Genomic DNA, 24,064 nt, shown 5'->3' with positions numbered 1-24,064 from the left:
ATCATTTTAAAGGTTCAACATTCGATTACCAACCCGGATTGTTACCCAATTCGTGACCATTGGACAAAGAGTTCAGCCACTGCAAAGGAATCGGACGCAATTTAAACTTACTCTCAAACGACTCTTGTGTCAAGGTAGTCTTGATTGTCCCACCATAGATGTTGGATACATCCCAGTTGTACTTCAATACACGTTCAGCCAGTTTGCCGGTGCGTTGCAAGTCGTTCCAGCGTGATCCTTCACCAAGGAGTTCTTTGGCTCTTTCGTCCAAAATATTATCTATCGTGACATTGGAATAACGAGAAAGCCCACTCTGCGGAGAATGTTTTTCTGCACGGGAAACAACGTAGTTAATATATTTCTCGGCATTAGCCTGATCGTTGTTATTCATCACTGCCGCTTCCGCCGCAATCAGACAAGTTTCCGCCAAACGGAAGAGATAGATATCACGCGTTCCCGAACCGGATTCGTCTTCCCTGTACTCCGCATTTCCATCTTTGAATTTCCAGATAGGAAGACAGGTACGAGAAGTTGCGTTCGTTGTCTGATAAGCGTGTTTGTAGTAATCATCATTCGCCCAATTTGTATTATCCCCCATCGGATAGTTGAACACTTTGTATCTTACTCCATTCTTGTCCGTTTCAGCCCAATACTTATATTCAGGATCGGTAGGTACCGGGAAATAGATAATCTTATCGCCTTTGGCGAACACTCCATCTACAGGAGTAGTACACTGGAACCAGTTCTTGCCTGCATCCTTTCCGTCTGTGGAAGTACCCGCATTACCATTCAAAGGACTCATAAAGGTCACAGAAGGACGTCTGTCTTTCTGCCAGTCATACATCATATAAGCAAATTTAGTAGGAATCGCCTCCACATGCATACTCGCATTACCATAATAACTGTCTTTGCCCAATCCCAGCCATCCGCCAATAGCATAAGGCATCATATACCATTGATTCCAGATATTGGTGTTGTAGTTAGCTCCGTCAGCAAAACCAATAGGGAAAATAATTTCATCGTTTATCTCATTCGACTGACGATGAACCATCGCATAGTCATCCAACAACTTATGTCCGGAATTAAGATACACATCTTCAGCATCCTTGAATGCGTTTTCAAAATCCTTCGGATCGGCATACTCTTCATAACCACGTGTCAGATAAGCCAACGCACGGATATGCTTCGCAGCAGCTTTGGACATGCGTCCGTAGTTGGAACCCGTTTGACGCCAGGGAAGAACACTAATGGCTTCTTCCAAATCTGTAAAAATCTGCTGGTAGAAAGCGGCACCATTCGAATACTCGACAGTATAGCTCGGCTCTTTAGACTCGTTGATTTTCAACGGTCCCTGTCCCCAGTTCCTCACAATCTCAAACAAATACCAGGCTCTCAACGCTTTGGCTTCAGCCACAAGCTGCGCCAACGCACTGGGTTCTATTCCATCAGGGTCGTCTGTCTTCAAAATGACACTCTTCGAACGATCGATAGCAGCATTTACATTATTCAACGCATTGAAATAAGAACTCCACATCGCATAAATAGTACCGTTATTTGACTGATAAGTAGTGGTATACTGATTCATTGCCGCTACTTCCGTCGGATAATTCTGTGTGAAGACATCCGTACCTTGTTGTGTAAATATCTGATAAGTAGTAGTATTATAGATATTTTTCAAGTTTGAGTAGCAACCTACAATCAGACTCTCGTATCCCCCCTTTGTCTGATAGTATTTGTCTGCTGACTGACTGGAATGGTTCACTTCGTCCAGAAAATCAGAACAAGCAATCATTCCAAAAGTAAATAACAGAAGTGTATACTTCAAATATTTTTTGTTTATCATAGATCTGTTTTTTTAAAATGAAATATTAACACCAAGTAAAGCATTCATAGTCATACCGTCCGTATCTCCAATGTTAGTAAGATCAGGCTGTTCGGGATCAAGACCTCTAAACTTCGTAAGAATGAAAGGATTCTGTACAGTCACATAAATACGGGCGTTATCCAGTCCCCATTTTGACATCAGTCTCTTGTTCAAAGTATATCCCAGCGTGATATAAGAAACTTTCAGGAAGTCTGTTCTTTCATAAGCGATATTACCTCTGGAACCCATCTGTGAGGGGCGTCCCATGGTATTCGAAGGATTCTCCGGCGTCCAGTAATTAGTTCGCAGATTGTTGAAGTTCTGGCTGTTCCATTCTAATGCGAAGTTCTCAAAGAAACGGTCGTACTGTGTGGCTCCCGCCTGGAAATACATGTGGAATGAGAAGTCGAAATCATAGATTTTGAACATATTTGTCATACCTCCTGTCCAGTCCGGTGTTCTCTTGCCGTCGATGATATAGTCATCGTCCGTCAGCTTGCCATCATTGTTATAATCTTTAATCTTGAAGTTACCCGGTACACAACCATATTTTGCAGCCTCTTCTTCTTCTCCCAACTGCCATACTCCAATTGTATTTTGAGTCCAGTTCGTATCTACCGGCTTACCAATAAAACGCTTGTCAGAATAGCGTCCTCTCATGCCTTTCAGATGAATGGAATAATTGCTAAGATCTTCTTCGTCAGCCAGACTTACGATTTCGTTTTTATTGTAAGCCAGGTTGATAGTCGTATTCCAGGCAAAGTTCTTGGTCACGATATTCGCGGTATTCAATTGCAACTCAAATCCGCTGTTTCTTACGGAACCTACATTCGAAGTAACCGACGAATAACCCAAATGAACAGGAATATTACGTTTCATCAACAGGTCATTGGTAGTACGATTGTAGTACTCAATGTTACCCGAAATTCGTTGGTTTAAGAAACCGAAATCAAGACCTACGTTATATTCTGAAGTACGCTCCCAAGTCAGCATCGGATTGGCAATGTTGGCAGGAAGATTTCCCACGGAAGTAGACGTTCCGAACGGATAATATACAGACCCCGAAATGGTACCTTCGGATGCATAAGGAGACACAGAGTTGGTATTACCTGCCTGACCATAACTGAAACGCAGTTTCAGGTTGGACAACCAATCCAGATTCTTGGCAAAATCTTCTTCAGTGATTCTCCACGCAATAGCTGCGGAAGGGAAAAACGCCCATTTATTTCCTTCGGACAAACGTGAAGAACCATCGTAACGCAAGCTGGCTGTAAGCAAGTATCTATCCATCAGTCCATAGTTGATTCTACCTACATAAGACATCATCGTCCACTGGCTGAAATTGGAGCTCAAGCTCTCGATAGCTCCCCCATTCAGGTTATACCAAAGTGAATTGAAAGACAAATCCTTGCTTGCACCGTACAATCTGTCGTACTGATACTTTTGAGCGGAGAACACTCCGGTCGCAGTAATAGAATGGACGGACTTCTTCCAAGTATAGTTCACAATGTTATCCCAAATCCAACTCAATGAATTATCTTTCGTCGCATTCGCCTTAGCACCTTTGGCAGTTCCCTGCTGTGCTTTTGTCCACACTCCGATATAATCCCCCATGGAAGTCAGTGTAAAATAAGGAGAAAACGAAGAAGTAAGTTCCAAATTCTCAATAGGTGTTATTTTAAGATAAATATTGCTTTGCAGGTTGAGGCTTTTCACTTGCGAGCGCTGGTTTTGAGAAGTAACCAACGGATTGAAAAGATTATTGCCGGAATATTTCCATATCTCCTCACCTGTCACCAGGCTATTGGGATGTTGAGTAGGACGCATACGGAACACATCACGCAACAAGTCCCAGTTACCTTTTTCACGAATACTGTGAACCGCATACATACTTCCTCCAAAAGAAACATGCTTATTAATAGTGATATCTATTACCGAACGCAAGTTGTAGCGTGTATATTCTTGCGGCTGAATCATACCGTCTTCAAAATAATAGCCGCCAGAGAAACCGTATTTCACAGCTTCCGTACCACCAATTGCCGACAAGCTATGGTTTGTCATAAAGGCAGGACTGGACACAGCGTCCAACCAATCGAAATACTTACCTTCTTTCACTGCCTGCAATTCGGACGGGTCAGTAAAAATTTGCTCGTCTCTCTTATAAATATAGTTGGGAGCTCCGCCACGGGTAGCCTCTCTCGCCAGCTGCACATATTCGTCACCGGACATCATGTCGGGCAAGTTTGTATAAGATCTCACACCAACATAACCGTTATAGGAAATTTTCGGCTTACCAGTCTGTCCTCTTCTGGTCGTTACGATGATTACACCGTTTGCACCACTGGAACCATAGATAGCCGTTGCCGAAGCATCCTTCAGGACGTCAATCTTTTCAATATCGTCCGGATTGACAAAATCCAGATTACCGCCGGGAACCCCGTCAATGACAATCAAAGGAGACGAAGAGGCAGTGATAGAGTTGATACCACGAATCTTTATATCATAGCCTCCACCCGGTTTGTTATTCGAACGTGTGATGGTCACACCGGACAACTCTCCTTGCAACGCACCTGCGGAATTCGTTTTTCCACCTCTAAGCAGAGTTGTATTGGAGACAGAAGCGACAGAACCAGTCAGGTCGGACTTTTTCACAGAGCCGTAACCTACCACCACTACTTCGTTCAATGACTTCGCATCTTCACGCAATACAACATTCAGAAAGTTTTGAGCGGATATTTTTATTTTTTGTGTTGTGTAACCAAGATAAGATATTTCAACCTCATCGCCTGCTGCTACTTCCAAAGAGAAATTACCGTTCATATCCGTTATCACTCCCTTTTTTGTTCGGGGAACGATCACATTAGCCCCCACCACAGGAAGGTCTGTTTCATCTTTTACGATACCTGTTATCTTCTTTTCCGAACCGCTTGCGCGTCCGTCTTTGTTTGTAGAAGAGACGTTTGGCTTTTTAGCCAGAATGATATGACGTCCTTTAATGGTATATGACAGGTTGGTCTTACTTGCAACCGCATCCAGGACATCTTTCAAAGAACTGTTCGTTTGATTAATTGTGATTCGTTGTTGCTTGTTGATTTCGTCCGAATCATAGAAAAACAAATAGTTGGCCTGCTTTTCTACCATTCGTAACACAGTCTCGAGTTTTTCATTTTTTACTGATATCGATATTTTCTTTTCCTGCGCATACACGTTACCAACTATACCCTGCAGAATAAATAACAACAAAACAGCAAAGGTTATTTTTGTATTTTTTATGCTTCTTTTTAGGGCAAACCCATAGACAATAGGCTGTTTATTCATACATTTGTAAGTTTTAAGATTAAATACTATTCCGTTCGAAGGAAGTTTAATTTAGGAGATGCGTGCATCTCTCGGAGAGAAGAGGATTCGCCAAAATCTTCTTCTCTTTTTTTTAAGGCTAACTACTGTTCATAACAATGTTTTATTAGATTATACGGCTCAATGAATCGTCACTTGCCGATTATTAATACTGTATCGAATAGGGATTGAAATATTAATTATGTCCAAAATGTCTTTGATGCTTTGCCCCCGATAAAAAGTTCCGGTAAACCGACGTTCTTTCAACTTATCAGACTGTATCCGGAAACTGACACCGTATATATTCCCCAATCGGGCTAATATACCCTCCAAATTCTCTTCATGGAAATAGTAATAACCGGAAATCCATGAGGTGTAAAGAGCCGCATCTACTTGAGCCACTTTATAAGAACCTTTGTTTTTGTGATATATATATTGTTGATTCGGAGTTAAAACGGTTGAAGTGTTTACCTTTTCACTAACCAAGCGAATGGAGCCTTCCAATAATGTGGTGGTTACCACGGAATCAGACGGATAAGCATCAACATTAAATTTCGTCCCTAAAGCTTCTATTTCCTGCCCGTTCACAACTACGATAAAAGGCTTGTCTTTCTGCTTGGCTACATTAAAGAATGCTTCTCCTTCCAGATAAACGACACGCTTCTCTTTTCCATATTGCGGATCATAGCGGAAATTAGTCTGACTACCCATGCTGATTTCTGTGCCGTCGGGCAAAACAACTTTATCGGCTACGATTCCATCGCCACTGACATATCGGGCAACAGGTACGGAAGAAGTATCACCCAACCACCAAAAGAGAACGGAAGTTAAAGCAACAGCTATCATCGCCACCGCTGCATAAGCCTGAACTTTCCGGAAGAGAGTGTATATTTTCCTCGGAGCCTGTTTCTGTTTCTTTTCCAGTAACCGCTGCCAGCTCTGATCCATATCAATATTATTTCCTTTAGACAAGCAAGCGTCATAGAACATCTTTGCCTCAAAAAAGATCTGTTTATTTTCAGGCATTTCATTCACCCAATCATAAAACTGATTGATCTCTTTCTCATTCAACGAGCCTTTCAAAAATCCTATTATTAAATCTGAAGTCATGCTTTCCATATATAAATAGATATTATTTTCCTGTTTTTATATATGTAACGAGCAATCAGCAGAAATTACTCACCGACTTCTTTATTTTTTTGAATTTTATTTTCCGAGACTGCGAAGAATAGAAATAAATCAGCACTAAACGAACATGAATAGATAGACGAAAGCAGTCTGAAGCTCTTTCCGTAAGAAAAGTAAGGTTCTGTATAATTGGTTTTCCACTGTCCTGGTGGATAAGTTTAATCTCTCGGCAATTTCCGCCGCTTTAAGTCCTTCCATATAAGATAACAGGAAGATTTCACGTCTCTTTTCGGGCAGTTCATTTATTTTTGCCATCACATGTGCCATTAAGTCTTTCCTCATAAACAATTCATCAGCACCGTCATAAAAACTCAACTCATCTAATTTGAGCTGGATAGCACGCTTGTCGGCAAACTCCTGTTCGAGATTAATACGACGCAAATGATCGATACAGGCATTCCGGACAGCAACAAACAATATATTTTTAACCTCTGATTCTGATAACAGAAACACCTGTTTATCCCATATTCTAAGAAATACATCATGGACAATATCTTCCGCAAAGAAAGGAGAAATAAACTTCCCGGCAAAACGCAACAACATAGGCGCATATTGCATATACAGTTTCTGATAATTATTTATATCATTCACATGTTCATTTTTCATTTCAGTATTCTACAAGGCCAAAGTGTATTAATAATCATCATCAGAGAAAACAGCCAATCATGTTGGTGGCGACAAAAATAGATATATTCTCGTTATAAACAAAAAAGATGAGAACCGTTTTTTCTTTCATCCTGACTATATATTCATAGAATATGCAATAAAGCCCAAACCTTGCAAATTTCCGTTCTCATTTGCCCCATTTACACAAATAAAAACTATCTTTGCGTTTCAGAATCCCGAAAGACGAAAGAAATGGAGCAAATAGACAACCTAAAAGAGCTTATCAATCAGGGGGATGTGGACACAGCGATTAAGCAATTGGACCAGCTTCTCCAGGACACTTCTGTCGAAAAAGAGAAAGATACTCTTTACTATTTACGGGGAAATGCCTACCGAAAAAAAGCAGATTGGAAGCGGGCACTGGACAACTACCAGTATGCCATCGAGCTCAATCCGGACAGCCCTGCCGTTCAGGCCAGGAAAATGGTAATAGATATCCTCAATTTCTACCACAAAGATATGTTTAATCAATAATCGAACTCAAAGATAACGTAATAAAATAAAGATTATGGCAAAAATCAAAGGAGCAATCGTAGTCGACACGGAGCGTTGCAAAGGATGCAACCTGTGTGTAGTGGCATGTCCGCTCGATGTAATCGCCCTCAATAAAGAGGTAAATATGAAAGGCTATAACTATGCCTGGCAAGTAAAAGAAGATACCTGCAACGGATGCAGCTCGTGTGCAACAGTTTGTCCGGACGGATGTATTTCAGTGTATAAAGTAAAAGTAGAATAAAAGAAAAGAATATGGCAGAAGAAGTTGTATTAATGAAAGGAAACGAAGCCATCGCCCATGCAGCTATCCGTTGCGGTGCGGATGGATACTTCGGTTATCCTATTACTCCCCAATCGGAAGTGTTGGAAACGCTTGCCGAACTGAAACCGTGGGAAACAACCGGCATGGTAGTACTCCAGGCAGAAAGTGAAGTGGCAGCTATCAATATGGTATATGGAGGTGCAGGTAGCGGAAAAATGGTACTGACCTCCTCTTCAAGTCCGGGTGTGAGCCTGAAACAGGAAGGTATCTCATACATTGCAGGTGCCGAACTTCCTTGTCTGATTGTGAACGTGATGCGCGGAGGTCCCGGACTGGGAACTATCCAACCGAGTCAGGCCGACTATTTCCAGACAGTGAAAGGCGGCGGACATGGTGACTACAAGCTAATCGCTCTTGCTCCGGCATCCGTACAGGAAATGGCGGATTTTGTGGCATTAGGATTCGAACTGGCTTTCAAATACCGTAACCCGGCTATCATTCTTGCCGACGGTGTGATCGGACAGATGATGGAAAAAGTAGTTCTTCCTGCACAAAAGCCACGCCGCACGGAAGCGGAAGTGATTGAACAATGCCCGTGGGCTGCTACCGGAAAGGCCAAAGATCGCAAACCGAACATCATCACTTCTCTGGAACTGAAACCGGAAGCAATGGAAATCAACAACCTCCGCTTCCAGGCTAAGTATCGCCAAATCGAAGAAAACGAAGTACGTTTTGAAGAAATAAACTGCGAAGATGCAGAATATCTGATTATTGCTTTTGGCTCAATGGCGCGTATCGGTCAGAAAGCCATGGAGCTGGCTCGTGAGAAAGGTATCAAGGTAGGTATCCTTCGTCCGATTACTTTGTGGCCGTTCCCGACAAAGGCTATTGCCGCTTATGCTGATAAAGTAAAAGGCATGCTTGTTACGGAACTAAATGCCGGACAGATGATTGAAGATGTCCGCCTGGCTGTTAACGGTAAAATAAAGGTAGAACATTTCGGACGTCTCGGTGGTATTGTGCCCGATCCGGATGAAATTGTAACTGCCCTGGAAGAAAAAATAATCAAATAACGAAACGATGAATCCCGATAAAATAAGAAACGTACTGAATATCCTCTTTATGATATTGGCCGTTGCAGCCATCATCATCTATTTTGTAGCCAAAGAAGATTTCAAAATGTTTATCTACGTATGCGGCGCGGCAATCTTTGTCAAGCTGATGGAGTTTTTTATACGGTTCACCAACAGATAAGGAGAAGAAGTTATGACTAAAGAAGAAATAATCAAACCCGAGAATCTGGTTTACAAAAAACCGACTCTGATGAACGATAACGCCATGCACTACTGTCCGGGCTGCAGTCACGGTGTGGTACACAAGCTCATTGCCGAAGTAATAGAGGAGATGGGTATGGAAGATAAAACGGTGGGAATCTCTCCGGTAGGATGTGCAGTTTTCGCCTATAACTATTTGGATATTGACTGGCAGGAAGCTGCACACGGACGTGCTCCTGCTGTGGCAACTGCTGTGAAGCGCCTGTGGCCGGATCGCCTCGTATTCACTTACCAGGGTGACGGTGACTTGGCTTGTATCGGTACAGCCGAAACCATACACGCTTTGAACCGTGGCGAAAACATCACAATTATCTTTATCAACAATGCCATCTATGGTATGACAGGCGGTCAGATGGCCCCGACCACACTGGTAGGAATGAAGAGTTCGACTTGTCCTTACGGACGTGACGTTGAACTTCACGGCTATCCATTGAAAATCACAGAAATCGCAGCCCAACTGGAGGGAACGGCTTACGTAAGCCGCCAGTCCGTACAATCCGTACCGGCCATCCGTAAGGCAAAGAAAGCTATCCGCAAGGCTTTCGAGAATTCCATGAGTGGTAAAGGTTCCAATCCGGTGGAAATCGTTTCCACTTGTAGTTCAGGCTGGAAGATGACTCCGGAGAAGTCTAACAAATGGATGGAAGAACACATGTTCCCATTCTATCCGCTGGGTGATTTAAAAGATAAAGAATAACGCTAAAAGTCAACAGAACAATGAAAGAAGAAATTATTATAGCAGGCTTCGGTGGACAAGGCGTATTGTCTATGGGTAAGATTTTGGCATATTCCGGTCTGATGGAAGGCAAAGAAGTGAGCTGGATGCCGGCTTATGGTCCTGAACAACGAGGTGGAACGGCCAATGTTACAGTTATTGTAAGCGACGACAAGATATCTTCACCGATTCTAAGTAAATATGATGCTGCCATCATTCTGAACCAGCCTTCACTCGAGAAGTTCGAAAGCAAAGTGAAACCCGGCGGTATCCTGATTTATGACGGTTACGGAATTATCCACCCTCCTACTCGCAAGGATATCAAAGTATATCGTATTGACGCAATGGATGCAGCCAACGAGATGAATAATGCCAAAGCATTCAACATGATCGTACTTGGCGGTTTATTGAAACTTCGTCCGGTTGTAACTTTGGAAAATGTAATCAAAGGACTGAAGAAAACCCTGCCGGAACGCCACCACCACTTGATTCCTATGAACGAGGAAGCTATCAAGAAAGGGATGGAGTTAATCCGTGAGGTTTAATAAATTAAAAATTGAGAATTGAGAATTAAGAAATAATTGCTCGCCAAGTAAAGGATGCAACATATTTTTCAATTCTCAATTCTCAATTCTCAATTAAAGTAAGTATCTTTGCCTCCAATTATGAGACGAATCTTACTATTATATATATTACTTTCCGTTATAGGTTTGACGACTGTTCACGCACAGTTCGATAATGGTCGCCAGAGAGTAGACGAAAACGGATACGACCAATACGGAAATCAGGTAGACCCTGCCATGATTCCGGACAGATTGGATAGTGCAAATGTCGAAGTACAGGGATTGCCTCCAAAGTTGTATATGTGGCGTATCAAGAATCAGTTGGGCGACCGGATCATAGTACCGGCAGATACTGCCTTTCATCATTTCCAAAATTCAAACCTGACCGAAGGACTTACCGGACATTATAATTATTTGGCCAATATGGGTTCTCCCCGTATGTCACGCATCTTCTTTGACCGCCGTGACCCGGAACCGACTATTTTCATGGAGCCTTTCTCCAGTTTCTTCATTCGTCCTACGGAATTTAATTTTACCAACAGTAACGTACCTTATACGAATCTGACGTATCACAAAGCCGGTAATAAAGTGAACGGGGAAGAGCGTTTCAAATCTTACTTCTCCGTCAATGTAAACAAGAAACTGGCTTTCGGATTTAATGTAGACTACCTGTACGGACGAGGATATTACAATAATCAGAATACGGCGTATTTTAACGCAGCTGTTTTCGGTAGCTATATCGGCGACAAATATCAGATGCAGGCTATATACAGCAATAATTACCTGAAAACAAATGAAAACGGAGGTATTGAGGACGACCGCTATATCACTGCACCGGAAGAAATGGCGCAAGGTCAAAGAGAATATGAATCAACCAATATTCCTACCGTACTAAGCGCAACGACCAACCGTAACCATGACTTTTATGTCTTCCTGACCCAGCGATATAATCTGGGATTCAGTCGTGACATACCACAAGCTGAAAATGACACCACTCCCGCCAAACAGGAGTTTGTCCCCGTAACCAGTTTTATACACACCATCCAGGTGGAACGGGCACGGCATAGCTTCAATTCTAATGACAACGTCAAAGACTATTACAAGAATACATATCTGGACCCGGATAATGCGATGGTCAGAGATAGTACGACCTATGTGGGAATCAAGAATACCATAGGTATTGCTCTATTAGAGGGCTTTAATAAATATGCCAAAGCCGGATTGACTGCATTTGCTTCCTATAAAATCAGTAAGTATACACTGATGAATATGGAAGGAAATCCGTTGCCCGACAAATACAACGAAAATGAAATATTTGTTGGAGGTGAATTATCCAAACGTGAAGGGAATGTTCTTCATTACCATGCGATCGGTGAAGTGGGATTAGGCGGAAAAGCCATCGGTCAATTCAATGTAAAAGGAGATATCGACTTGAATTTCCGATTGTGGAAAGATACTGTCAGTCTTATAGCCCGTGGTGAAGTCAGCAATAAGCTTGCTCCTTTCTATATGCGTCATTATCACTCCAAGCATTTCATGTGGGACGACGATATGGACAAGGAATTCCGTACCCGTATTGAGGGGGAATTGAGCATTGCACGTTGGAGGACACGCCTGAAAGCAGGAGTTGAAAATATCAAGAACTATACTTACTTCAACCAAGAAGCAACGCCGGAACAGAATAGTGGAAGTATACAGGTATTATCTGCAAGTCTTAATCAGGACTTCAAGTTGGGCATCTTCCATCTGGACAATGAAGTGACCTGGCAGAAATCCAGTGACCAGACTGTACTTCCTTTGCCTGATCTCTCGCTATATCATAACTTCTATATGCAGTTCAAACTGGCGAAGAAAGTACTTAGTGTGCAATTGGGAGCCGACGTGCGTTATTTCAGCAAATACAATGCACCTGCCTATATGCCGGCCATTCAGAATTTCCACCTGCAACCGACAGACGACCAGGTACAGATAGGAGGTTATCCGATTGTGAATGTATATGCAAACTTACATTTAAAGCGTACACGTTTCTATGTAATGATGTATCACGTGAACCAGGGCATGAGCAGTCCGAATTACTTTCTGTCTCCTCACTACCCCATCAACCCACGTGTGCTGAAATTCGGTCTTTCATGGAATTTCTATGATTAACAAAAACTATACGACTTATGGTATCACGCCCCAAATTGAGACTGTTCAGATATTTAGTGCCAGTGATTATTGTATTGGCATTTATCTTCTCTTTCCGTCAATGCGGCAAGCAGGAAAAACCTGCGGGACATCCGCGTGATTATGCTGCCATTGCCAAGGAGGGTATCATACGTGTAGCTACCGAATATAATTCCATCAGTTTTTATGTAGACAGTGACACCGTTTCCGGCTTTCATTACGAACTGATACAGGCATTCGCCCGAGACAAAGGACTCAAAGCCGAAATAACACCTATTATGAGTTTCGAAGAGCGGTTGGAAGGATTAAGCGAGGGACGTTATGATGTGATTGCTTATGGCATATTAGCCACCAGCAAGTTAAAAGACTCTCTGCTTCTCACCTCTCCCATTTTCCTCAACAAGCAAGTGCTGGTGCAACGCAAAGAGATTGGAAAGAATGATTCACTCTATATCCGTACCCAGCTGGATTTAGCCCAGCGAACACTTCATGTCGTAAAAGGCTCCCCCTCTATTTTGCGTATTCAGAATCTAGGAAATGAGATCGGAGATACTATCTACATCAAGGAGATTGATAAATACGGTTCCGAACAATTGATATCAATGGTAGCACACGGAGACATCGACTATGCCGTTTGCGACGAAAGCATCGCACTGGCAGCAGTAGATTCGTTGCCGCAAATAGATATCAATACAGCTATCAGCTTCACGCAGTTCTACTCATGGGCAGTCAGCAAACAATCCCCCGCCTTACTCGATAGTTTGAATACATGGCTGGATAAATTCCAAAAGGAAGAGGAATACCAAAAGATTTATAAGAAATACTATGATAAAGAATAACCTTATTTCTATTACACAAAAACTTCTATTCCATACACGTTCATTTTCTTTCATTGCTTTCTTGATTTTCCTGACTATCTGCTTTCCACGAGCTTATGCCGCAGAAAGCGGAATATTCAATTTCTCGAATATCAATCTCAAGAATGGCTTGTCGCAACTATCAGTCCTTGCCATTGCACAAGACTCCAAAGGGTATATCTGGTTTGCAACCCGCAATGGATTAAACAAATACGACGGGGAGAAATTTACTGTATACAAGCATGATAACGATGATCCTCATTCACTGTCGGACAATCATATCACTTGCCTGTTGCCAGACGATGCAAACGAGGGATTGTGGGTAGGTACTAATAACGGGCTTAACTATATCAATCTCAAAACCAATCAGATTACCAAATATCAGACGGACGATTATCCAAACATGGCGGGAAACAATATTGCCGTTCTTCAATTTGACCAGTCCGGTAATCTGTGGGTTGGTACCCGAACGGGATTATGTATATGGCAACCTCGTTCCGGGAAATTCAAGAAGAAATATTCCGACCATGTCCCGGAGAATGAAGCAATCATGCAGCTTTATATTGATGCAGAAAAACGGCTTTATATTGGTACCCACCGTCACGGATTATTTATCTGTACACCTGAAATGGAGTTGATTCAGCAACTCAATAAAAGCACCCAGCCTGCCCTGTCGGACGATGCAATCAGTTGTATTTTCGAAGACTCCCGGCATCAGGTATGGATAGGAACAGAAACCAGGGGACTGAATAAATGGAACCCGAAGACCAAAGACTTATCTATCTATAATCAAAAAAACAGCGGACTGACAAATGACTATATCCGTTGCATCACCGAGCAGGACCAGAAATTGATTATCGGGACGTTCGACGGACTTAGTATTCTGGATTTAAGAAACGATGACATATCCAAGTACAACCGGTTCGATGCTAATCAGAACAGTCTAAGTCATTTTTCCGTCCGCAGTATCTACATCGACCGGGAGAAAACGCTCTGGGTAGGTACTTATTCCGGTGGTGTGAACTACTATAACCCGCTCAATAACCGGTTCATCTTCTACCATCCGGTAGAGAATAACAACCAGAAGTTATATAATATCTTTGGTACAATGGTGTATGATTCCACTTCATTGTGGATTGCAACAGAGGGAGGAGGACTGATGCAGTTCGATCCTATCACCAAGGAATATACCAACTTCCTGATTGAGCAGACATCCAAAGGATTGTTCAACAAGAACATCATCAAATCCCTTTTACTGGACGGAGACTATATCTGGTGTGGCACAAGTACCGGAGGAGTCTATAAATTCCATATTCCCTCCAAAAAGTTCACATTAGTATATTCATTCGGCCGGGAAAAAAACTTTGCCATCTATACTTTTTATAAAGATGCAGAGAATAATCTATGGATAGGGACGACAGCTGACAAAGGACTGGTGAAATTGTCTCCGGACGGAAAAATCACCAATCAGTTCCCGTATGGCAAAGAGAAAAAGGAATTCGTCAACTTCACCAGCCTACGGAGTTTCCTGGCACTGAATGCTCACACCTTTCTGATAGGAACCCGCTCGTTCGGGCTTTACGAATATGACATGCAAAAGGGAACGGTGCTCCGTTGCAACATGTCAGAGACAAATCCCAATCAGAAACTCGAAAATAACTACATCACTTCCATGGTGCGCAAAGCGAACGGAGAAATCTGGTTCAGCACTTTCGGAGGAGGAATATACCTGTATAAACAAGGAACAGGTGTCGTCAAACATATTGGCAAGAAAGAGGGACTACCCAATAATGAGGTATATGCCATGGTGGAGCACAACAACAACTTATGGATTAGTGTCGATAAGGAAATAGCCGAACTTAATACCAAGACCGGGCAGATACGCAGTTATGACTGTTTTGTCGGTTCCGAAACGTTGGAGTTTACACCGCAGGGAGTCATTAGTCTGCCCCACGGTGAGGTCTACTTTAGTGGAAGTAATGGTTTCCTTTCTTTTACTCCCGGCTCTCTTCTAAAGAATAATACCATGCCACCGGTAGTACTTACCCAACTGACCGTAAACAATAAGGTAATCACACCGAATGATGATACTCATTTGCTGGATAGTGCCCCGGACGATACGCAAACATTGGTTCTTGCCTACAATCAGAATAATTTTTCCATTGCGTACAGTGCCTTGAACTATATTCTGCACGAACAGAACCAATATGCCTATAAACTCTCCGGTCACGACGAAGACTGGAATTACGTAGGTAGTCGTAAAGAAGCATTCTATACCAACATTGCTCCGGGAAAATATACATTCCAGGTCATAGCATCCAACAATGACGGCGTATGGAATGAAACCGGAAAGAAAATGGAAATCATCATTCGCTCTCCGTGGTGGGGAACGCCGCTGGCCTATATCCTTTATGTCCTATCCGCATTGGGAATCATGTTTACTATCGGCTATTATATGTACAGTAAGCACAAACTGGAACTAGACCTGCGCATGAAGCAAATGGAGAAACAACGCATGGAAGAATTCCATCAGACAAAGCTACACCTGTTCACCAACTTCTCGCATGAGCTACGTACTCCGCTGACACTTATTATCAGCCCACTGGAAGAGTTGATGAAACGGGCAGAAGTTCCGCAGTTTATCAGAACACAACTGGACATGATTCTGAAAAATGCCCGCCGATTATTACTTCTCGTCAATCAATTGATGGATTTACAGAAGAACCAGAGTGGTAATCTCACTCTCCAACTGTCTCAAAGCGACCTGAATGCTTTCTTGCTCGAAATATTCTACACATTCAGGCAGATTGCCGAAAGCAAACAGATTCATTTTGAATATCAGGCTCCTCAAGGTGAGGTGACAGCCTGCTTCGATCAGGGTTTACTCGAAAAAGCCGTTTTCAATTTATTGTCGAATGCTTTTAAATTCACAGTACCGGGAGATACAATCACGCTGCGTTTACTGCTGATTACAGATATAGACACTCTCCGCCAGAAACATAGCGACTGGCTATCGGAACATTCTCCGCTTATCACCACCCATCAGGGAAGTTATTTAGTGATTCAGGTAGCAGATACGGGAAAAGGAATTCCAGAAGATGAACGTACCCAAATCTTCACTCCCTTCTACCAGGTCGGTCACACGACAGGTAGCGAGAATATGAATGGCACAGGTATCGGATTAAGCCTGACTCAATCTGTCGTTCATCTGCATCACGGAGAAATTGGAGTCACAGCCAATACTCCCAAAGGAAGCGTATTCACTATCCTATTACCGAACCACACCATGACAGAAGAAGAGGTGGCGAATACTGCCGTTCTCTCGGGAAAAAACAATGAACAAGTAGAAAAGGGTATGTCCGGAACCATTGATTCCGAAAACACCATTTCCGGAACCACTCCATCCCTACCCGGCAAAACGGTTCTATTGGTAGAAGACAATGAAGAGATACGAAGTTACGTAAAAGGACACCTGGAACAATATTACAACGTATTGGAAGCCGATAACGGTTCGGATGCTTTTGAAATTGTCCTGAAAGAATTTCCCGACCTGGTAGTGACGGACATTATGATGCCCGGTATCGACGGACTGGAACTTTGTGCACTTATCAAGAACAATCTGCAGACGGGACACATTCCCGTTATTCTACTCACTGCCCGCACGATGGTGATGCACGTCAAAGAGGGATTCTTGTCGGGAGCAGACGATTATGTGGTCAAACCATTTAATATTGATGTTCTGCTGGTACGTATCTACAATCTTCTGGCACAGCGGGAAAAGCTAAAATCCGTATATAGCAAAAACTTCTCCCTGCAATCCATGGGAATTGAAGTGGAAACAACCTCCGCCGATGAGAAATTCATGCAGAAACTATTTAAAATCATTGAAAAATATCTCACCGACCCCGATTTGAAAGTAGACAAAATCTGTGAAGAGATGGGATTCAGCCGGAGCAATCTTTACCGGAAACTGAAAGCTATCACCGACCTGCCGTTGAATGACCTTATCCGTCATAAACGTTTGGAGATAGCTACACAAATGCTGAAGCAAACAGAAATGAACATTACCGAAATTGCAACGGCCACGGGATTCAGTACTCTCGCCTATTTCACGAAATGTTTCAAATCAGCTTACGGTGTTTCTCCATCGGAATATCAAAAGTCACATTCAGGCCATACAGATGTTGACACCATCCGGGAATAGCCGATTTACAAAATCGTCCCAAACAATAAAAAATGTCCCAACAAGGCTTACAGCATGGATTTTTTTATTTGTTTGGGATGAAAATGCAAACATCTGGCATCATTAGACAAACCGATTCTACTCTGTTTCCATACATTTGCAATGTTGTTCTACTTAATATAATCATATGGAAACAAAGATTAAAAACTACTTGTTGGTCTTCGGACTTGGAATTATCACACTTACCAGTTGTAATCACTCTAAAGAGCAAGATATCGTTGCTTCTAACTTCGCATTTGCCGAACAGCAATTAAAATACGCACTGACTCAAATAGACGAGGCACGTGCCAATGAATCACAAGAGAGTAGAGAAAAGAGAGAAAGTAAGGGCTGGGGGGAATTAACCAATCCCCGCAGTATCAAACCGGACGGTTCACTGGAACTGGTTGTTTCTAAAGACTGGACCAGTGGATTCTTCCCCGGTGAGCTTTGGTATCTATATGAGTACACGCACAATCCATATTGGAAAGAACAGGCGCAGAAACATACAGAAATTCTGGAACGCGAAAAGAATAATGGAAAGACACACGACATGGGTTTCAAGATGTATTGTAGCTATGGAAACGGCTATCGTCTGACCGGAGATTCCACTTATAAAGATATTCTGTTACAATCTGCACGCACCCTGATTACCCGTTACAAACCAGTAATCGGCTGTATCCGTTCCTGGGACCACCATGCAGACAAATGGCAATTCCCCGTTATCATCGATAATATGCTGAATCTTGAACTTCTGTTCTGGGCGTTCCGCGAAACGAACGACTCCACCTATTATAATATAGCAGTCAACCATGCACTCACTACCATGAAGAATCACTTCCGTGAAGACAACAGCTGCTATCATGTAGTAGAATACGATACCATTAACGGAACGGTACGCAGCAAAATGACGCATCAAGGATATTCCGACGAATCAGCATGGGCACGCGGACAAGCATGGGCCTTATACGGATACACCATGTGCTATCGTGAAACCGGCAGACCCGAATTCCTGCAACAGGCGGAGAAAGTGGAGAAGTACATCTTCAACAATCCGACCCTGCCGGCAGACCTGATTCCTTATTGGGACTTTAACGCACCCGGAATACCAAACGAACCCCGTGATGCATCCGCTGCATCCTGTATGGCATCCGCCCTTTATGAATTAAGCACATACGTTCCCGAAAAGAAAGAACAATACAAGCAGGAAGCCGATAAGATTCTCCTGAATCTGACGCATAGCTATCGTGCGCAACTAAACGGAGATAAAGGATTCTTGTTGCTGCACAGCACAGGTTCCAAACCACACGACAGCGAAATAGATGTCCCGCTTTCATACGCCGACTATTATTTCCTGGAAGCCTTGCTCCGCAAAGCAAAATTAGAAAAGGAAGAAAGTCTTTTCTAAATCTTCCGACAACTCTCACGATAACATCACTTTACTATTTATCTTTATTAGTACATTACTAATTATGAAAAGATTATCTTCCATATTCATCCTGTTCAATCTGCTGATACTCCCGTTGAATGCCACGATTCCGACTCAACAAAGAATCCGGCTGACAGACTCATGGGAATACCTGAAAGGTGACCTGGGAAGCATTTGGGAAGCAGTACGTGCCGCCGCTCCCGGTTCTTCCGAAGCAGTGCCTATCTGGCAACAGGTTACCCTACCCCACTGTTTCAATGCAGAAGATGCAGTAGACCCGGATATCAATTATTATCAGGGCGCAGGATGGTATCGCACCCAGCTTTCTATCAAGAATCCATATCTCAATGGACGCGTCATACTGGAGTTTGAGGGAGCAGGACAAAAAACAGAAGTGTATGTCTATACGTATAAAGTAGCCAGTCACACAGGAGGCTACGACGGTTGGAGTGTCGATATCACCGAAGCCGTTCAACAAGCCCTTGCCAACCCAGATTGCGCTAAACGCTTCAATGGCAGAATTCCATTGTCCGTTCGTTGCGATAATACCAGAGATACGGAAATGATTCCGTCCGACCTGTCGGATTTCAACTTATACGGTGGTCTTTACCGCTACGTGAATCTGATTTACCAGCCCGAAGTGTCTTTCAGCAATATACAGATAGAAACCCCTGTAGAAAAAAATATGAAAAGCGCTTCTCTAAAGATACAAGGAACATTCCATAACCCGAATGATATTCGCCAGGCAAGCATTCACCTTTTATTAAAGGCGCCTAATGGAGAAAAGGTATGGGAACAGACAACGACAGTTCTTCCATTGGGAACAAATCCCCTGTTCGAGACAACGATTAAGAATCCGATTCTATGGAGTCCCGACCAGCCTCAACTCTATACCTGCGAACTGACATTGACTACTCCCCAAAGTAAACAGACTATTACAGAATCCATCGGATTCCGTCACTTTGAATTCATAGAAAACGGACCTTTCCGGTTGAACGGAGAACGTCTGCTGTTAAGAGGAACCCATCGTCATGAAGACCATGCCGGAGTAGGCGCCGCTATGACAGAAGAGCAAATGGAAGCGGAAATGAAACTGATTAAAGAGATGGGAGTCAACTTCATCCGTTTGGGACATTACCAACAATCGGACATCATCCTCCGCTTATGCGATCAGTTAGGCATTTTAGTATGGGAAGAAATCCCCTGGTGCAGAGGTGGACTGGGAGGAGAGAAATATCAGGCACAAGCCCGCCGGATGCTGACCAACATGATTACCCAGCATCGCAATCATCCCTCCGTCATCCTTTGGGGGTTGGGAAATGAAAATGACTGGCCCAATGATTTCTCAACATTCGAACAATCGGCCATCCGTGCTTTCATGAAAGAGTTGAATGACTTGTCACACCAACTCGATCCGTCACGTATGACTTCCATCCGCAGATGTGACTTCTGCAATGATATTGTAGATGTCTATTCTCCCTCCATTTGGGCAGGCTGGTATCGCGGACAATTTACAGACTACAAGAGTATTTCAGAGAAAGAGATGAAACGGGTGAAACATTTCCTGCACGTAGAATGGGGAGGTGACTCACATGCCGGACGTCATTCCGAATATCCTTTCAACCCGCTACAGGCAATTATGCGTGGAAACAGTGCCGACGAACGGGCAGGCGACTTCGCCCTGCAAGGCGGAGATCCCCGTGCTTCCAGAGATGGAGACTGGTCGGAAACATACATCGTAAAACTATTCGACTGGCACCTGAAAGAGCAAAAAACAATGCCTTGGCTGACAGGAACCGCCTTTTGGGTATTCAAAGATTTCTCCACCCCTCTCCGCCCCGATAATCCGGTGCCATACGTCAATCAGAAGGGAGTGGTAGAACGAGATCTTACTAAAAAAGAAGCCTACTACGTCTTCCAGTCTTACTGGACTAAACAGCCTATGATTCATATTTACGGTCATAACTGGCGGACTCGATGGGGCAAAGTGAACGAAGAAAAAGAGATCCTGATATATTCCAACTGTGCAGCAGTAGAACTGTTCGTGAACGGCGTCAGTCAGGGAGTCAAGCAACGCAACAGCCAGGACTTCCCGGCAGCCGGACTTCACTGGAACTGCATACTGAAAACAGGAGAAAATAACATAAAAGCGGTCGCTGTGAAAGGACCCGGTAAAGGTAACATGAAAGCAGCCATTACGGATGAAATAAGTTTCAACTACCAGACAGAAGAATGGAGCAATCCAAAACAGCTGAAATTGAAGACATATCCCGATAAAGGTTCTATCGTATGGGTGGAAGCCCAACTGACTGACGACAAAGGGATCTCCTGTCTGGATGCGGCAAATGTAATCTCATTTGAAGCTGCAGGAGACGGAAAACTGATCCAGAACTTAGGAACATCCACCGGCTCCCGGAAAGTGCAGGCTTATAATGGCAGAGCTGCAATTCGCGTTGACTTGAACGGCACATGCCAGGTAGCTGTAAAATCACCGGGCATTCAAACAGCTTTCATCAAAGTGAAAGCCGAATAGAAGTGAAAGCTGAATAAGAAAGGAGAAAAGCACCATGAGAAAGACAATAGTTTCAATAGGTTTTATTATATTCTTTGGCACTGCTACGGCAGTTGCCGGAGAAGACACAGCCGAACAGATTCGTCACCTTTTAGAAAAAGAAACGATACAACGGGCAGATGCCGCACTTCATGAGAAACCGGTCACTGTGACCGCTACCCGTGCGACAAGAAGTGCCGGAGGTATCCATGACTTCTATTCGGAGGGTGACTACTGGTGGCCGAATCCGGAAGCTCCCGACGGTCCTTATATCCGCCGGGATGGAGAAACCAATCCGGAGAATTTCACAGCACATCGGCAGGCCATGATTCGAATGAGCCAACTGGTAGGCGACCTTACTTCCGCCTGGATACTTACGGGTAAACAAGTATATTCCGATGCAGCCATGCAACATATCCGGGCATGGTTTGTCAACCCGGACACACAGATGAATCCCAATCTGCTGTATGCACAGGCCATCAAGGGAGTAGCAACAGGACGAGGGATAGGAATCATCGATACGATTCACCTGATCGAAGTAGTGCAGTCGCTCCGCCTTATGGAAGCGAAAGGGATGATTGACAAGGAAGAAGTGCGGACTATCAAACAATGGTTCTCCGATTATCTGACCTGGATGTCCACACACCGTTACGGAATCAAAGAAATGGAAGCGAAAAACAATCATGGCACCTGCTGGGTCATGCAAGCCGCTGCCTTTGCCTTGTTCACGGACAATCGGGAAATGGTTCGTTTTTGCACGGAACGTTATAAAACAGTACTTTTACCCAATCAAATGGCTGCAGACGGCAGTTTCCCTTTAGAACTGGAACGCACCAAGCCCTACGGTTATTCTCTTTTCAACCTCGACGCAATGGCCACTATCTGCCAACTGCTCACTACCGGAGAAGAAGATATATGGAATTACACCACACCGGACGGCAAAAACATCGATAAGGGTATCGCCTGGCTTTATCCATACGTAAAAGACAAAAGTAGCTGGAAGAGACAACCCGACATTATGTTTTGGAAAGAATGGCCAGTGGCGCAACCGTTCCTGTTATTCGGCACATTACATCATTTCAATAAAGAATATTTCAAAACATGGATGCAACTGGAGCATTTCCCCACCAACGAAGAGGTGGTACGTAATCTTCCCATCCGTCACCCGTTATTATGGATTCAATAAACTAGAAAATCAATAGAATATGAAAAACTTATTAGTATGCACATTATTGTTCGCCTCTGCTTTCACACTGAACGCACAGGTAGCCAACACCCGCATCTATGCTGCGGAAAAATTAGCCAAAGTAAAAGAAAAAGCCGATTCACCTCTATATGCCCCTGCCGTCAAAACTCTTTTAAGAGATGCCGACAAAGCTTTGAAGATGACTCCGCCGTCCGTAATGGACAAAACAATGACAGCAGATAGCGGAGACAAACACGACTATATGAGCATGGGCCCTTACTGGTGGCCGGATCCATCCAAGCCTGACGGTTTGCCCTATATCCGTAAAGACGGACAAAGAAATCCGGAATTGGATAAGCTCGACCGCAACAAACTGGGAGATATGTCGAAAGCAGTCACCACACTGGGACTTGCCTATTACTTCTCCGGTGATGAGAAATATGCGCAAAAAGCCGTAGACTTCCTGAATGTCTGGTTCCTGGATGCCAAGACAAAGATGAATCCAAACCTCACTTACGGACAAACCATCCCCGGAAAGAATAAAGGCATGGGACGTGGTGCAGGCATGATTGATATTTACTCGTTCACGGAAATGATTGATGCCATGACATTAATGGAGAACTCGAAAGCATTTACTCCCAAAGTAAAGAAAGGGATGAAAGAATGGTTCACGCAACTAGTGGAATGGATGCAGACCAGTCCCGTAGCTGCCGAAGAACAGAGAGCAAAGAACAATCACGGTCTGGCTTATGACGTGCAACTGACAGCTTATGCTCTATATACAGGCAATCAAGACCTTGCCATGAAAACCATTCAGGAGTTTCCCGAAAAGCGTTTGTTCGCACAGATAGAACCGGATGGCAAACAGCCATTGGAACTTGCACGCACTACTGCCCTGGGATATACGATCTTCAATCTGGGACACATGCTCGATATGTGTTCAATCGCCTCCACGCTGGGACAGGATATTTACAACGCTACCAGCCAGGACGGACGTTCCATCACGGCAGCACTGAAATTTCTGATTCCATATATCGGCAAACCACAGAGCGAATGGCCTTACCAACAAATCAAGGAATGGGACAAGAAACAGGAAGAAGCCTGCTGGATTCTTCGCCGTGCATCGTTCTTTGATCCGAAAGCCGGATATGAAGCCATCGGCGCTCAATTCCGCGAGACACCCGCTAACAAAAGAATTCATTTAATCTATAGTTTAGAATAAGAAACACT

At 43.5% G+C, this 24,064-nt stretch carries 16 protein-coding genes; 12 read left to right on the top strand and 4 right to left on the bottom strand.

The window, feature by feature from the left end:
- Window positions 1–25: 25 nt before the first annotated feature.
- From H8796_RS15420 to H8796_RS15405, 4 genes are all read right to left on the bottom strand, one after another.
- On the bottom strand, window positions 26–1,843 hold the full coding sequence (locus tag H8796_RS15420; protein ID WP_117937351.1) for a RagB/SusD family nutrient uptake outer membrane protein: 1,818 nt from the start codon (window positions 1,841–1,843) through the stop codon (window positions 26–28).
- 12 nt (window positions 1,844–1,855) lie between these two features.
- Entirely contained in the window at window positions 1,856–5,182 is a 3,327-nt protein-coding gene (locus H8796_RS15415) for a TonB-dependent receptor (protein WP_117937349.1), read from the bottom strand.
- A gap of 159 nt (window positions 5,183–5,341) precedes the next feature.
- Window positions 5,342–6,319, bottom strand: a complete 978-nt coding sequence (locus H8796_RS15410; RefSeq protein WP_117937347.1) for a FecR family protein — start codon at window positions 6,317–6,319, stop codon at window positions 5,342–5,344.
- Window positions 6,320–6,445: 126 nt separating this feature from the next.
- Window positions 6,446–6,994, bottom strand: coding sequence for an RNA polymerase sigma-70 factor (locus H8796_RS15405; RefSeq protein ID WP_117937345.1), 549 nt, complete (start codon window positions 6,992–6,994; stop codon window positions 6,446–6,448).
- 252 nt (window positions 6,995–7,246) lie between these two features.
- Here H8796_RS15405 and H8796_RS15400 point away from each other — a divergent pair, with 252 nt between their 5' ends.
- The 12 genes from H8796_RS15400 (at window position 7,247) to H8796_RS15345 (ending at window position 24,056) form a co-directional block, all read left to right on the top strand.
- Window positions 7,247–7,528 carry a tol-pal system YbgF family protein gene (locus H8796_RS15400; RefSeq protein WP_117937343.1) on the top strand — a complete coding sequence of 94 codons (282 nt, stop codon included), beginning with the start codon at window positions 7,247–7,249 and terminating at the stop codon, window positions 7,526–7,528.
- A 34-nt stretch (window positions 7,529–7,562) separates the two neighbouring features.
- Complete coding sequence (locus H8796_RS15395) at window positions 7,563–7,790, top strand: ferredoxin family protein (protein ID WP_004297419.1); 228 nt, start codon at window positions 7,563–7,565, stop codon at window positions 7,788–7,790.
- Between the two features lie 11 nt (window positions 7,791–7,801).
- Window positions 7,802–8,884: a 3-methyl-2-oxobutanoate dehydrogenase subunit VorB gene (locus tag H8796_RS15390; RefSeq protein WP_117937341.1), complete on the top strand. Its 1,083-nt coding sequence runs from the start codon at window positions 7,802–7,804 to the stop codon at window positions 8,882–8,884.
- 193 nt (window positions 8,885–9,077) lie between these two features.
- Entirely contained in the window at window positions 9,078–9,842 is a 765-nt protein-coding gene (locus H8796_RS15385) for a thiamine pyrophosphate-dependent enzyme (protein ID WP_187343825.1), read from the top strand.
- A 20-nt stretch (window positions 9,843–9,862) separates the two neighbouring features.
- Window positions 9,863–10,405 carry a 2-oxoacid:acceptor oxidoreductase family protein gene (locus tag H8796_RS15380; RefSeq protein WP_008999145.1) on the top strand — a complete coding sequence of 181 codons (543 nt, stop codon included), beginning with the start codon at window positions 9,863–9,865 and terminating at the stop codon, window positions 10,403–10,405.
- A 120-nt stretch (window positions 10,406–10,525) separates the two neighbouring features.
- Window positions 10,526–12,571, top strand: coding sequence for a putative porin (locus tag H8796_RS15375; RefSeq protein ID WP_117937339.1), 2,046 nt, complete (start codon window positions 10,526–10,528; stop codon window positions 12,569–12,571).
- Window positions 12,572–12,588: 17 nt separating this feature from the next.
- The gene (locus H8796_RS15370) at window positions 12,589–13,428 is read left to right on the top strand and encodes a transporter substrate-binding domain-containing protein (protein WP_117937337.1); all 840 of its coding nucleotides are present in this window, start codon (window positions 12,589–12,591) and stop codon (window positions 13,426–13,428) included.
- Window positions 13,415–17,650 carry a two-component regulator propeller domain-containing protein gene (locus H8796_RS15365; RefSeq protein ID WP_117937336.1) on the top strand — a complete coding sequence of 1,412 codons (4,236 nt, stop codon included), beginning with the start codon at window positions 13,415–13,417 and terminating at the stop codon, window positions 17,648–17,650. Before H8796_RS15370 ends, H8796_RS15365 begins: the two co-directional genes overlap by 14 nt.
- A 166-nt stretch (window positions 17,651–17,816) precedes the next feature.
- Window positions 17,817–19,076, top strand: a complete 1,260-nt coding sequence (locus H8796_RS15360) for a glycoside hydrolase family 88 protein (RefSeq protein WP_117937334.1) — start codon at window positions 17,817–17,819, stop codon at window positions 19,074–19,076.
- 64 nt (window positions 19,077–19,140) lie between these two features.
- Complete coding sequence (locus tag H8796_RS15355; protein WP_117937332.1) at window positions 19,141–21,630, top strand: glycoside hydrolase family 2 TIM barrel-domain containing protein; 2,490 nt, start codon at window positions 19,141–19,143, stop codon at window positions 21,628–21,630.
- A gap of 34 nt (window positions 21,631–21,664) precedes the next feature.
- Window positions 21,665–22,834 carry an alginate lyase family protein gene (locus H8796_RS15350; RefSeq protein ID WP_117937330.1) on the top strand — a complete coding sequence of 390 codons (1,170 nt, stop codon included), beginning with the start codon at window positions 21,665–21,667 and terminating at the stop codon, window positions 22,832–22,834.
- A gap of 19 nt (window positions 22,835–22,853) precedes the next feature.
- Complete coding sequence (locus H8796_RS15345; protein ID WP_008999139.1) at window positions 22,854–24,056, top strand: alginate lyase family protein; 1,203 nt, start codon at window positions 22,854–22,856, stop codon at window positions 24,054–24,056.
- The last annotated feature ends 8 nt before the right edge of the window (window positions 24,057–24,064 follow it).

This window comes from Bacteroides sp. M10, from assembly GCF_014334015.1.
Taxonomy (GTDB): Bacteria; Bacteroidota; Bacteroidia; order Bacteroidales; family Bacteroidaceae; genus Bacteroides; species Bacteroides intestinigallinarum.
This window is presented reverse-complemented; position numbering and strand designations above follow the sequence as displayed.